The organism is Reichenbachiella faecimaris (assembly GCF_900176375.1).
Lineage (GTDB): Bacteria > Bacteroidota > Bacteroidia > Cytophagales > Cyclobacteriaceae > Reichenbachiella > Reichenbachiella faecimaris.
This window is the reverse complement of record NZ_FWYF01000002.1, coordinates 89,502-102,905: the sequence shown is the minus strand read 5'-3', so window position 1 is coordinate 102,905 and position 13,404 is coordinate 89,502. Positions and strand designations below refer to the sequence as shown.

Genomic DNA, 13,404 nt, shown 5'->3' with positions numbered 1-13,404 from the left:
TATTTAATTATTGTCTTGGTTTGTGAAGAGATAATGAAATGATATGGTAACAGAAGACATAAATTTTAAGAAAGAAGGAATAGAGAGAATTCCAGTCCGAGTTTTCGAATCAGACGTAGTGGCGAGTATTGCTGTGGCTGAGCAGATGGCATCCGTCATAAAGGAAAAGCAGAGCCAGAATAAAATGGCGGTCTTAGGTTTGGCCACGGGATCGAGCCCAATCAAGGTCTATAGAGAACTGGTTCGAATGCATCAAGAAGATGGATTGAGCTTTGCCAATGTGGTAAGCTTCAATCTGGATGAATACTATCCAATGAGAAAAACTTCTGATCAGAGTTATTACTATTTCATGCATCAGCACTTGTTTGATCATGTAGACATCAAATCCGAAAACATAAATATTCCAGATGGTGAATTGACTATTGACGCCATAGATCACTACTGCCGAACATACGAACAAAAAATTGATGAGCTAGGAGGTATAGATTTGCAGCTATTGGGCATTGGGAGAACGGGTCATATTGGGTTCAACGAACCTGGCTCTTATTTCGAGTCCAAGACCAGGCTCGTTAAGCTCGATCCGTTGACCATACAGGATGCAGCGAGTGATTTTGGTCGTGAGGAGTTAGTTCCGACAAGAGCAATTACCATGGGCATTCAAAGCATTTTTAAAGCCAAAAAAGTAATCTTGATGGCTTGGGGAGAGAAGAAGGCACCCATCATTAAAAGAACAGTAGAAGGAATCATAAGTGAGGCAGTACCAGCCACCTTCTTGCAAAAGCATTTGGATGTCGAGGTGGTAGTAGATGAAAACGCTTCCCTCCAACTGGCAAAAGTGAAAACACCATGGATTTCTTCCATTTGCGAATGGAATGAAAAACTGACAAAATCGGCAGTCATCTGGCTGAGTCAAAAATTGGGTTTGCCTATTCTGAAACTTACAGATGATCAATACAGAGAAAATGGATTGGGCGACTTGATCGCACATTATAACGGGAGTCAGGAGCTCAATGTAAAAATATTCAACGCCCTACAAAAAACGATTACAGGATGGCCAGGCGGAAAACCCGGAGCAGATGACACCAATAGGCCAGAAAGGGCTTTGCCAGAGAAAAAGAGAGTGATCGTCTTCAGCCCACACCCAGATGATGATGTAATCTCCATGGGAGGTACTTTCCTGAAATTGGCCGAACAAGGCCATGAGGTACATGTGGCTTACCAAACTTCTGGAAACATTGCCGTATTTGACGATGACGCCAGGAGGTTTTTGGATTTCTACCATGACCTATCGATTGAGCTAGGACTCAATGAAGACGAAGCAGAGAAAATCTACCAAACGGCATTGGATAGCATAAGTAATAAAGGTGGTGAGACCAAGGATCATGAAGTGGTCAGAAAAGTAAAGGGTCTGATCAGAAAAGGAGAAGCTGCAGCAGGTGCTCGTTTGGTAGGGCTGCCAGACGAAAGAATTCACTTTTTGAATTTACCTTTTTACGAAACAGGTGCAGTCAATAAAAAAGACATAGGCGAAGCGGATGTCGCCATTATTACTGAATTGCTTAAGAAAGTGAAACCTCATCAGGTTTTTGCGGCAGGTGATTTGAGAGATCCACATGGTACACATAAGGTGTGTTTGGATGCCATCTTCAAAGGGCTTGCAAATGTAAAGAGTGAATCTTGGGCAAAAGATTGTTTCCTCTGGTTGTATCGTGGAGCATGGCAAGAATGGGATGTAGATGAAATTCAGATGGCTGTGCCACTAAGCCCAATGGATTTGGTCAAGAAGAGAAAAGCAATATTTAAGCATCAATCTCAGAAAGACACACCCGTTTTCCCAGGCGAAGACAAGCGCGAATTTTGGCAGAGAGCAGAAGACCGAAATAGGGAAACTGCCAAAATTTATGATAGCCTGGGTCTTGCTGAATATGAGGCGATGGAAGCCTTTGTAAAATATGATTACTAGATCAATTGAAATTGTACTTAATAGGGTTTAGTTATTTCTGCAGCTGTTGGATTAGCGTATGCAGAAGTCGGCCAGGCACTGGTCTGGCCGACATTTTAAAGAATTGAAGAGTCACAAAGATGTATCGTTCACATGAAAATACTTGAAGCGCTTAACGAATTTAGATTTTCTTGTTCTTCCTGCAAGCTGGAAGGTTTCGGCGGCGAGTTGATCAATGATACATTTTATCTCAAGAATTCTGATGTCAGCAAACCAGATGGCTTGCTCCAGCGCATCAATCCTCGAATTTTCAAGGACATTAAATTGTTAATGAAAAATATAAGTTTAGCGATAGATTATTTCGAACCTGATGGAGAACAAGTCATAGATCCTGTGCGTCCAGCTACAACCAAGGAGGGTGGTAGTCAATATTACAGGGATACTGATGGGTATTATTGGAGAATGTATCACTTGCTAAGCAGAAGAGAACTATGTAAAATCAAGGACATACACGAAAATGCATTCAATTGGGCGTCTGTATTTGGTAAGTTCATATCCGACATAGATGAGCTTCCAATTCAAAGCCTGGTAGAAATTGAGCCTACAGATTTATTACATGCATCTGCAACAAAAAGGGCGCCTGAAGAGATAAAAAATGAAATAGACTATGTGCTACGACTCATCAAGCAGCTCACTATTATGAATAACATTTGGAGGGAAGAACAATGGCTGAATTCAACAATTGAAAGAGCGGCAAGACTGGATCGCAAGCGTTTGAGGGTTTTGAATGAAGTAAATAACTACTCAGGCATAGAATTAGAAATGAATAGAAACCGAGTCTTGGCTTACTAGAAGCCTAAAGGCCTTAAAATCATGAGATGATGAAAAAACCAAGTTTATTAGTATTGGCAGCTGGCTTAGGAAGCAGATATGGCAGTTTGAAGCAAATAGACAAATTTGGTCCAAATGGAGAAACTATTGTGGACTATGCGATCTACGATGCGATTGAGGCAGGATTTGAGAAAATTGTCTTCGTTATCAGAGAAAGCATAGAAGCAGAGTTCAAGGAAATCTTTATCAATAAGCTAGCAGACAAAGTTCAGATAGAATACGTGTTTCAGGAATTGGATGTATTGCCTGAAGGATTTCAAGTCCCTGAAGGCCGTGAAAAGCCCTGGGGCACAGCACATGCCGTCATGACTGCGGCTCCAAAAATACAAGAGCCTTTTGCTATAGTGAATGCAGATGATTTCTATGGAAGAAAATCTTTGGAAACCATGTATAATCATTTGATTACACTCGACGACTCCAAATTGGATGCTTGTTTGGTTGGCTTTGTTTTAGAGAATACGCTTTCAGAACATGGTCGGGTATCAAGAGGCATTTGCCAGACCAATGATCACAGTGAGCTGACTGAGATCATTGAGCGCACACATATTTTCAAGAAGGAAAGTGGTGGCGCTTATTATGAAGAAGATGGAAACAGCTTTGATTTAACAGGGAAAGAAATGGTATCCATGAATTTAATGGGCTTCACATCTCAGGTTTTTGAAGTCATGCAATCGATGTTTGTTGATTTTCTGAAAAAGGAAGGTCAAGAACTTAAGTCTGAATTTTTTATTCCTTCAGTGCTGGATCAGGTGCGCCAGTTAGGCGTAAAAGTACCAGTACTTACCTCTGAGGAACAATGGTTTGGAGTTACTTATCAGGAAGACAAACCTATTGCCAAGAGAAATTTGAATCAGTTGGTTGATGCAGAAATTTATCCCCAGAAATTATGGAAGTGAAAACAGACGGGCTGGCCAATGTCAGTGAAATTTTTAATCAGTTTGATTTTGAAGGGGACATTCAGAAGGCCAGGCCATTCGGGAATGGTCACATCAATGATACCTACAGATTGGAGAACACGGATCAGACCAAACCAGACTATTTGCTTCAACGGGTAAATCATCAGGTATTCAAAGATGTGCCAGGTATGATGGATAATATTTGGAAAGTGACCAATCATATCAGTAATAGCAAACAAGCTGATTTCAAACAAGAGACACTCAATATTGTAAAGTCGCATGGCGGTCAATTATTCACCAAACAGGAGGATAACTATTGGCGCATGTTTGAATTCAAGAAGGGGACGAAATCCTACGATGTAGTAGAAACGCCCGAGCAGGCCTTTCAAGGTGCATTGGCTTTTGGATGCTTCATGCGATTATTGTCTGATTTTCCCGCAGACACTTTGGTTCACACGCTTCCCGAATTTCACAACATCATTTTAAGGCTCCAGACATTTGAAGCTGCAGTGGTTGCAGACGAAAAAGGTCGGGCAGGAGAGGTGCGATCAGCCATAGATTTTGTACGAAGCATGGCAGAGCAGATGTGCGAAATCGAAGCACTTAGAATAAAAGGTAAGATTCCACTGCGCGTCACGCACAACGACACCAAGTTTAATAATGTGCTGCTGGATGAGCATGACAAAGGGGTTTGTGTCATTGATTTGGATACGGTAATGCCTGGAGTGGTGCATTATGATTTTGGAGATGGCATTAGAACCAGTACCAATACAGCAGAGGAAGACGAAACGGATCTGTCGCTTGTACATTTCGATATTGACAAATTCGAAGGGTTTACCTCAGGGTACTTGGAAGCCACCAGAGATATATTGATGCCAGTTGAAATTGAATACCTGGGCATTTCAGGCGCATTGTTGGCCTATATCATGGGCGTAAGATTTTTGACCGATTACCTCCAAGGAGACGTGTATTACAAAATCAAACACCCTCAACATAATTGGGACAGATCCAAAGTGCAACTAGAATTGGTTCGTCAAATAATGGAACAACAGCTGGACATTAAAAAAATAATTGCCAAGCAGGCGAGTATAATTTTGTAATCATGAGCAGACAGAGAGCAGAGAAAATATTGGTAACTGGTGGGACAGGGTTTATCGGGTCGCATACAGTAGTTGAATTGATCAATGATGGCTATGAGGTAGTAATTATTGATGACTTGTCAAATTCTAAAATTGAGGTATTGGACAGAATTGAAAAAATCACTGGTGTCAGACCGACATTTTACCAGCTCAATTTATGTGATATTGACATTTTGAAATCATGTTTTAAAAAGGAGGAAAATATATCAGCCATCATCCATTTTGCTGCAAGCAAAGCTGTGGGAGAATCGGTCGAAAATCCTTTGTTATACTATAGGAACAATCTGCTTTCTTTAATGAACCTATTAGAGATGATGAAGGCTTTTGAAACTTCCAGTATGGTGTTCTCATCCTCATGTACCGTCTACGGCCAGCCTGATCAATTACCAGTGGATGAAAGTACACCTTTCCAAGAGGCCGAATCACCTTATGGCAACACCAAACAGATTTGTGAAGAAATATTGAGAGACACGGCCAAGGCACATGAGCAACTCTGTGCCATTGCACTGAGGTACTTCAATCCTGTAGGCGCACACGAATCTGCCCTTATAGGAGAGCTGCCCAATGGCACACCAAACAACTTGGTTCCATTTATTACCCAAACAGCAGCAGGCATTCGTCCGAAGTTGAGCATTTTCGGGAGTGATTACAATACACCTGATGGCACTGCGATCCGGGATTATATCCACGCCGTGGATTTGGCCAAAGCCCATGTGATTGCCCTGAGACGTATGATCGAGCAAAAGAACAAGTCAAACTTCGAATTTTTCAACATTGGTACAGGCAATGGATTTTCCGTACTAGAAACCGTGAAAAAATTTGAAGAAGTAAACGGAGTCAAAGTGAACTATGAATTGGTGGATCGGAGAGAAGGGGACATCGAACAAATCTTTGCCGATACCACCTTGGCCAATGAAGAACTGGGATGGAAAGCTGAAAAAGGGCTGGCTGAGATGATGGCTACCGCTTGGAAATGGCAAACTGAGGGTGCAGTATAATTCTCCACAATAACAGATTAACGGCAATGAACAAGTTATCAATTATCTAAATATTACTATTGATATTTCTCAAGAATGATCAGGTCAAGCAGCATGCGTTGTTCTCTGCCATTCAAGCTTACACTTGCGTGGTATGGATAGATCGTGGTATTAGCTACGCAGATGCCTCTAGTCTAACGCTGAGAGGAGAGTGGCGTGTTGAGCCATCCAGAGCAGTTATAGCTACTAAAATCAGTAATGGTGAAACCATCATCAGTATGAAATGCCAACATGGTCTCACTTCCGAGCTGAAATTGATTCAATCGTCTGCTGAATAAAGCCTATTGAATCATGCAGGCATAAATTTAAGCTTGTGCTCATTTGCCCCTTGGGTTTGATTCATGAACCCCCATTAAATGGGAACTTATTAAGCAACTTTAGCTTACAGTTAATGAGTTATATGATATGTTCAGCTTGATTTAATGTTGATATCAAGGTATGGAATGGTTCCATAAACTTTGATTAATGATGGATAAAGTGACGAACAAACAATGGCTAATAACTACATGTAAAATCTGTCTGTACAAATTAACTTAACCAAACCAACAGTTTATGAATCTTTCAGTCAAGCAACTAAAATTCAGAAGTGAACAAATTTTTCGTTTAAACCATGAAATCAGAAAATATCTTACCAATGCGGTAAGCCTTTGTGAGTTGTTAGAAGGGAATGAAATTTCAGATGTGGATTTTGATCGATTTAAGTGCTTACTTTTGAAGAGCCTGCAAGATCTTGATTCTGCACTTTATATGCTTGACGATAGCGAACAGTGTGAGTAGTTTTCAAACAGTTACCTAGTCCTAGGTCAATAAAAGTCATTCCGTCTGGAGGTACGACTAGCGAAATCTCGTTAGCTGGCAGCCGAATGTAAATGTCCAAGCAAATTTTCCGCTAGACCTTGAGAAGATTTCTCCGCTGAGCTACGAGATGAACCCTGAGCTTACAAGCTTACTCAGACATCGGAAATATTCTCCTGCCCCCAACTGCACAGACTGATCCGTGATCAACCCCAACTTTGCAGACTGATCCCAATCTTGTGTGCATTCTTTGTTCGCCGAAAACAAATAAAGGCTGCTAGAGGTTAATCTAGCAGCCTTTATTTGTTAAAAGAGTAGTCCGTAGGGGAATCGAACCCCTGTTACCAGGATGAAAACCTGGCGTCCTAACCCCTAGACGAACGGACCATTACTTTGTCAAAATAAAAGGACGACAAAGCGTCCTAAGTATTGTAGTCCGTAGGGGAATCGAACCCCTGTTACCAGGATGAAAACCTGGCGTCCTAACCCCTAGACGAACGGACCAAAAAATGTCTTTTTTCGTCCGTAAAAGAATCGATGGCATCGGCCAACCGCCCCTGTTACAGATGAAAACCTAGTGCGGCCGGCTAGGATCCTAACCCCTAGACGAACGGACCAAAAAATGTCTTTTTTTCGTCCGTAAAAGAATCGATGGCATCGGCCAACCGCCCCTATTACAGATGAAAACCTGGTGCGGCCGGCTAGGATCCTAACCCCTAGACGAACGGACCATTTTGTAATGGTCTGCAAAAGTAAACTGCTTTTTATCTTTTCCAAAGGCTTGCTGTAAAAAGGTGCATTTTTTTTCTAATTACTCAATATTTTTTTTCTTCACATACCAACATATTGCCAATAGCAAAAGGTGTGAGTAAGTTTAGGGCATGGAATTGTTAGAGGTTAGAAGCAAACGCGACGAACAGGATTTTGTGGAGATGGCTGTCGATTTGTATCGAGGTCAAAAAAACTGGATTCGTCCGTTAGACAAGGACGTACATGCTGTATTTGATCCTGAAAAAAATAAGACTTTCAAATGGGGGCAATGCAGCAGGTGGCTACTGAAAACAGAAGGACAAATTATTGGCCGTATTGCTGCCTTTGTGAATGACAAAACGAAAGATAAGGACAACAGTCAGCCTACAGGTGGCACTGGTTTCTTCGAATGCATCAATGATCAGAAAGCTGCCAATTTATTGTTTGATACGGCCAAGAATTGGCTGAAGGTGCAAGGTATGGAGGCCATGGATGGACCTATCAATTTTGGTGACCGTGACAAGTGGTGGGGTTTGCTGGTAGATGGTTTTGAAATCGAGCCGAATTACCAATGCAACTATCATTTTCCCTATTACCAGGAGCTATTCGAAAACTATGGCTTTCAAGTGTACTTCAAGCAGTTCACTTTTATCCGAAATACATTTGATCCTTTTCATCCCAGAATCATGCAAAAGGCAGAAGTATTGAATAAAGACCCAGATTATTCCTTTGAGCACATGAAGTTGAGTAATCTCGAAAAATATACTGAGGATTTTCGCCAGGTATATAATGTGGCCTGGGCCAATCATGATGGAGTGGCTGAAATGTCGAAAGAACAATCTCAGGCAATCATGAAACAGATGAAACCGATTATTGATGAGAAGATCATCTGGTTTGCTTATTACAAAGGAGAACCTGTCGCTTTTTACTTGAATTTGCCTGAGGTCAACCAGGTATTCAAACATGTGAATGGCAAACTGGATTTGATTGGCAAACTGAAATTTGTTTGGCACAAGTGGAGAAAAACAAACAAAAAAATGTTGGGATTGGTATTTGGCGTAGCCCCTGCGCATCAGGGCAAAGGGCTGGACGGTGCGCTGGTGATGGCTACCGCCCAAATGGTGCAGAAAGACTACAAGCGATACCCCATTTTAGAAATGAACTGGATTGGGGATTTTAATCGAAAGATGATTTTAGTCGTGAAGCAAGTGGGTGGAGAGATTGGCAAGACGCATCATACCTATCGTTACTTGTTTGATAGAAACCAGCCATTTGAGCGAATGCCAATAAAATAGCAAAGCGTCTTGTAATAAAGAACGAATTATATCAACCTACTGCTTAGAAATCAATCGTATATGAAATCTGACTTTCAGGGTTTTTTGGATAACAACCATCGCATCATCGCGAAAGTCTGTCGGATATATACGGACAGTACAGAAGATTTTAATGACTATTACCAGGAATGTATCGTACAGCTTTGGCGTTCCTTTGATACCTTTCGCGGCGCCTCTAAATTAAGTACCTGGACATATAGGGTATGCCTGAATGTTTGCCTGTCTCAACTAAGAAGTAAGAAACGCACCATACCTACCGAAAACAGGGAGATTCCTGATATAATAGATGAAGACAGTGCGCTGCAAGAGGAGAGGGTACAAGAGCTCTACAAGGCAATCAAGCTCTTGAGAGAATCTGATCGAGCGATTATTCTTCTGTATTTGGAAGAAAAAAGCTATAAAGAGATGGCAGAAATATTGGGTATTACTGTTACCAATGTAGGCGCCAAAGTGAATAGAGTAAAAGCACAGCTAAAAAAGATCATTGATGAAAGATTTGGACATTAAAGACTTGTGGAAGCAGGGTGATGCAAAAGAAGTGGGGACATTCTCTGTTTCTCAAATCCAGGACATGATTCGTAAAGGGTCTGATAGTTTGATTCATCGTTTTATCAAAACTTTGACCATTGAGCTGTGGATCAATTTAGTGATTCTTACCTTGCTCAGTGGGTCGTTGCTTTATCTGTCCGAATGGGAGGTAGGTGGAGTGGCCATGATACTTAATATCCTTTTTTGGCTTTACTATAAAAATTTGATTGGCAATTTGAAAAGAGAAGAAATAGATAGTACCGTGCTCGCGCATCTTTATGTCATTCAGAAAATGGTCAAACGATTCATTCTCCATTACAAAATAGCGACCCTAGTCATGTCCCTTATTGCAGTGTCTGCTGTATTTTATCTGGAAAACAATGCCTTTTATTATATGTTTTCAGAGAAACCCAAAGCTACTGCCATTGGCATGGCTTGTGGATTCGTTTTTGCTGTACCGCTTTCTCTTTACTTGATCCATATACTCTATGGCAAAAAAGCTAAAAAATTAGCTGACATGATAGATTCTCTTGAAAAGGAAGAGGATTGACCTATACTGTGACCAGGCCGTCAAATACTCTTTTGATTTCGTGGTAGGCAATTCCCATGTGCGAATTGTGATAGACACACACGCCATCCGAAATGATCAGTACTTGAGGAGATTCATGTGGCACGCTAAAAGAAATGGCTATCTCATCCGAAAGATCCCTGTGCTGTATCAAATCTAAATGATAAATAGTCATGGAAGGAATCTCTTCAGTATTCCAAGCCCGCTCAAGTCTGTTTTCAGCCATGGCACTGATGCTGCATCTGGTGCTGTGCTTGAAGATTAATACAGGTTTGTCAGCAGATGAAGCCTTGATTTGATCTATTTGATCCTTAGCTGTTAAATGATTCCAGTTCATACTTAATTATTCCAAATTTCTATTTCGTCCTTATCGAACTTAGCCTTTTTAGGTTTTTTCTTAACAGCGTCAGGTTGAATTTTGTTCCCGTGCATGCGCACCCAAACCACATTAAATTTTCGTTTGGTATTTCTTACCGTTCGGTTTTTGTAATATTTGGCAGAGAGGTAATTGGCACTTGGGTGCATATCACTCTTTTTGCGCATTTTTTTAGTTTTCAGCTCATAATTAGCCATCTGGGCATTGGGGGAAAACCGTAAGTTTCGATTGGTGTATTTCTTGTAGCTTTTGATATTTTGATTATGATCACCTACATGAAAGGGTTTTTGGTATTTGTTTTTCATCACCCCGGCATACTGAGAGTTTGGCCCTGCTTTGTGTTTGGCAGGTTTTCTGTACAAGTTGAAATCGGAGAGAAAACCTTTTTTGCGGTTGCCAGCAGGTTTTGTTCTGTTGTAAGTAGGCGGAACAGTAAATCGAGGTTTTACGATCACCATTTTGCCAGCTTGTTTCCATTGTGAGTAGCGTGGGCTAATGTTTCTTCCTTTTACTTCGCCAGCATTGGTTTTGGTAAATCTTGGAGCAATTTTTCTTCCTTTTACTTGTCCAGCATTCAACACTGAATATCTGGGGTTTACTTTTCTATCCATCCCTGCTCCAGCATGGCTTTGTGTATACCTGACATTGATCTTTTTGCCTCTAAATTGCCCGGCATTGGCCACAGAATATCTAGGGGTTACTTTTCGATCTGTTCCTTTTCCCGCATTACTTTGCGTATATCTGATGTTTAGCTTTTTGCCTTTTGACTGTCCAGCAGTAAAGACCGAGAATTTAGGGTTGATATTTCTGTTCGAACCTTCTTTTGAGGACGGCTGAGAGTATTTGGTTTTTCCTGCTGCTATGGTCTTGTGTTTCCCACTTGGGCCCTTGATTTTTGCTTTCTTTTTGAATTGAAGGAATCCAGATTCTCTTCTGGCAGTTTTGAGCTTATTGCGATCTGTCAAAAGTTGCGCGTAGGAGATGTGGCTCGAGGCCATAATTAGGCCGGCGAATAACAAAAAAACATACAGCCGCTTGTTTAACATATATCCTCTCTACGCAATATAAACGGGAAGTTAACAAATATATTGAACTCAATATAGGAGGCTACAAAGTTAGGTGGTTAGTATTCCAAAAGGGTTTTTAATTTGGTTTTAAATCGCTCTTTGGGTAAGAAATTCTGTTCTAGGTCTGGGGCAAAGGGAACAGGTGTATCCAGACTGGCTTCACGCATGACTGGTGCATCTAGATTCTGGAAGTGATGCTCACTGATCCAAGCTGCCAGTTCGGCTCCAATACCGCCCGTCAAGCAGTCCTCGTGAAGAACAATCACTTTGTTTGTTTTCATGACAGTTTCAGCTACGGCCTCTTTGTCCCATGGCAGAAGTGTACGTAAATCTAGAATGTCCGCGTCAATACCTAATTCTGTCGTAATCTCTTTTGCCCAATGTACCCCCATGCCATAGGTAATGACAGATAGGTCTGAACCTTCTTTGACCAATTTGGCCTTACCAATTTCTACTGTGTAATAATCCTCAGGAATTTCTTCTGAAAGGGCTCTGTACAAAGCTTTATGCTCAAAAAATAAATAGGGATTTGGGTCTTCAATAGCCGCATGCAACAAGCCTTTGGCGTCATAAGGATTGGAAGGATAAACGATTTTTAGACCAGGTGTATGAAAAAACCAAGCTTCATTCGACTGTGAATGAAAAGGTCCAGCAGCTACACCCGCACCTGTTGGCATTCGAACGACCACGTCAGCATTTTGCCCCCAGCGCCAGTGAATTTTAGCCAGATTGTTAATGATCTGATTGAATCCACAGGTGACGAAATCTGCAAACTGCATTTCTACCATGGATTTGATGCCTTGAATGGAAAGTCCCAGTGCGCTGCCTAAAATAGCAGATTCGCAGAGTGGCGTATTACGCACTCTTTCCTCTCCAAACTGTTCTACGAAACCTTCTGTGATTTTGAATACACCTCCATACTTTCCTATGTCCTGACCCATGAGTACCATTTCAGGATATTTTTCCATGCTTTGTCTTAGGCCATCAGAGATGGCATCTACAAATCGCTTATCTACCTTTTTATCAGATTTTGGAGCAATGACCTTTTGTTCAAAAGGAGAAAAAAGATCATTGAATTCTTTTTCAGTTGACACTGAAATTAGGCTTTCCTCATTGGCTAACTTCAGACCGTTCTCTATGGCTATTTTTATCTCTCCCTCAATCTCGGATTTGAGTTTTTTGGTAAGCACTTTTTCTTTAAGCAAAAAATTCTCATAGTTGTCCACAGGATCTTTTTTGGACCACTGGTCTTGCAGCCCATCTGGATAGTATTTGGTTCCGCTGGCTTCTTCGTGCCCTCGCATCCTGAAGGTCATACACTCAATCAGGAAGGGTTCGTTTTTCCTTTTTATAGATTTTGAAGCCTCTGAAATCGCGTGATAAACCTCCAACAAATTATTGCCATCTACCTGCTTGGTTTTGATTCCGTATCCTGGGCCTTTTTGGGTAAAGGATTCAAAATTGAATTGTTGATTGCTTGGTGTGCTGAGTCCCCAGCAGTTGTTTTCTACTACAAAAATGACTGGCAGTTGCCATACAGAAGCAACGTTAAGTGCCTCATGAAAGTCTCCCTCACTTGCGCCACCATCACCACTGAAAACAAGTGTTGATTTTTTGTTTTTCCTTAATTTGTGAGCAAGGGCAATACCATCAGCAATACCTAGCTGTGGCCCCAAATGTGAGATCATTCCTACCAGATGATGCGCTTTAGATCCAAAATGAAAGGAGCGATCTCTACCTTGAGTAAATCCGCTAGCTTTTCCCTGAAACTGTGCAAATAGCCTGTGCAAAGGAATTTCTCGTGTAGTGAAAATGCCGAGATTACGATGCATGGGCAAGATGTATTCGTCCTCTTCCATGGCCAGTGCTGATCCAACGGAAATGGCTTCTTGCCCCATCCCAGAGAACCATTTGCTGATTTTTCCCTGACGGAGCAAAATCAACATTTTTTCTTCTATGAGTCTGGGCAGAAGTAAGTTTTTATAAAAAGAAAGAAGTTGCTGGTTGGTGAGTTTCTTCCGATCAAATTTCATTGGGTATGAATTGGGTTGCTTAACAATTGTTTTTGGACGAGCCAATCA

General features: G+C 41.3%; 13 protein-coding genes and 2 tRNA genes. 10 read left to right on the top strand and 5 right to left on the bottom strand.

Annotated elements, in window-relative coordinates; genetic code table 11:
• The first annotated feature begins 43 nt into the window (after positions 1-43).
• The 7 genes from nagB (at position 44) to B9A58_RS08275 (ending at position 6,682) form a co-directional block, all read left to right on the top strand.
• Entirely contained in the window at positions 44-1,963 is a 1,920-nt protein-coding gene (gene nagB / locus B9A58_RS08305) for a glucosamine-6-phosphate deaminase (protein ID WP_084372234.1), read from the top strand.
• A 132-nt stretch (positions 1,964-2,095) separates the two neighbouring features.
• Entirely contained in the window at positions 2,096-2,794 is a 699-nt protein-coding gene (locus B9A58_RS08300; protein WP_084372233.1) for a hypothetical protein, read from the top strand.
• A gap of 26 nt (positions 2,795-2,820) precedes the next feature.
• Positions 2,821-3,729, top strand: coding sequence for a nucleotidyltransferase family protein (locus tag B9A58_RS08295; protein WP_245827036.1), 909 nt, complete (start codon positions 2,821-2,823; stop codon positions 3,727-3,729).
• Complete coding sequence (locus B9A58_RS08290; RefSeq protein WP_084372231.1) at positions 3,720-4,829, top strand: phosphotransferase enzyme family protein; 1,110 nt, start codon at positions 3,720-3,722, stop codon at positions 4,827-4,829. The genes B9A58_RS08295 and B9A58_RS08290 overlap by 10 nt, the downstream gene beginning before the upstream one ends.
• A gap of 2 nt (positions 4,830-4,831) precedes the next feature.
• A complete protein-coding gene (gene galE / locus B9A58_RS08285) occupies positions 4,832-5,866 on the top strand; it encodes a UDP-glucose 4-epimerase GalE (protein WP_084372229.1) in 1,035 nt (344 codons plus the stop codon).
• A 59-nt stretch (positions 5,867-5,925) separates the two neighbouring features.
• A complete protein-coding gene (locus B9A58_RS08280) occupies positions 5,926-6,183 on the top strand; it encodes a hypothetical protein (RefSeq protein WP_084372227.1) in 258 nt (85 codons plus the stop codon).
• Between the two features lie 274 nt (positions 6,184-6,457).
• Entirely contained in the window at positions 6,458-6,682 is a 225-nt protein-coding gene (locus B9A58_RS08275; RefSeq protein ID WP_084372225.1) for a hypothetical protein, read from the top strand.
• 333 nt (positions 6,683-7,015) lie between these two features.
• On the opposite strand, the gene B9A58_RS08270 is transcribed toward B9A58_RS08275, so the two are convergent.
• Together B9A58_RS08270 and B9A58_RS08265 are read right to left on the bottom strand one after the other, a co-directional pair.
• Positions 7,016-7,087: transfer RNA gene (locus B9A58_RS08270), tRNA-Glu, on the bottom strand.
• A gap of 45 nt (positions 7,088-7,132) precedes the next feature.
• Positions 7,133-7,204, bottom strand: a tRNA-Glu gene (locus B9A58_RS08265).
• A gap of 377 nt (positions 7,205-7,581) precedes the next feature.
• Between B9A58_RS08265 and B9A58_RS08260 the strand changes: the two genes are divergently transcribed.
• Genes B9A58_RS08260 through B9A58_RS08250 form a run of 3 tightly spaced genes read left to right on the top strand, consistent with a single transcriptional unit; the run spans position 7,582 to position 9,862 of the window.
• Entirely contained in the window at positions 7,582-8,745 is a 1,164-nt protein-coding gene (locus B9A58_RS08260; protein ID WP_084372223.1) for a hypothetical protein, read from the top strand.
• Positions 8,746-8,805: 60 nt separating this feature from the next.
• Positions 8,806-9,291: an RNA polymerase sigma factor gene (locus B9A58_RS08255; RefSeq protein WP_084372221.1), complete on the top strand. Its 486-nt coding sequence runs from the start codon at positions 8,806-8,808 to the stop codon at positions 9,289-9,291.
• Complete coding sequence (locus tag B9A58_RS08250) at positions 9,272-9,862, top strand: hypothetical protein (protein ID WP_084372219.1); 591 nt, start codon at positions 9,272-9,274, stop codon at positions 9,860-9,862. The genes B9A58_RS08255 and B9A58_RS08250 overlap by 20 nt, the downstream gene beginning before the upstream one ends.
• 1 nt (position 9,863) lies before the next feature.
• Here the strand turns inward: B9A58_RS08250 and ytxJ are convergent, their stop codons facing one another.
• The 3 genes from ytxJ to B9A58_RS08235 all read right to left on the bottom strand — a co-directional run bounded on the left by ytxJ (position 9,864) and on the right by B9A58_RS08235 (position 13,356).
• On the bottom strand, positions 9,864-10,217 hold the full coding sequence (gene ytxJ, locus B9A58_RS08245) for a bacillithiol system redox-active protein YtxJ (protein ID WP_084372217.1): 354 nt from the start codon (positions 10,215-10,217) through the stop codon (positions 9,864-9,866).
• Positions 10,218-10,219: 2 nt separating this feature from the next.
• Positions 10,220-11,254 (bottom strand): hypothetical protein, encoded by a 1,035-nt coding sequence (locus B9A58_RS08240; protein WP_084372215.1) that lies wholly within the window; start codon positions 11,252-11,254, stop codon positions 10,220-10,222.
• 125 nt (positions 11,255-11,379) lie between these two features.
• Positions 11,380-13,356, bottom strand: coding sequence for an alpha-ketoacid dehydrogenase subunit alpha/beta (locus tag B9A58_RS08235; protein ID WP_084372213.1), 1,977 nt, complete (start codon positions 13,354-13,356; stop codon positions 11,380-11,382).
• Positions 13,357-13,404: the final 48 nt, after the last annotated feature.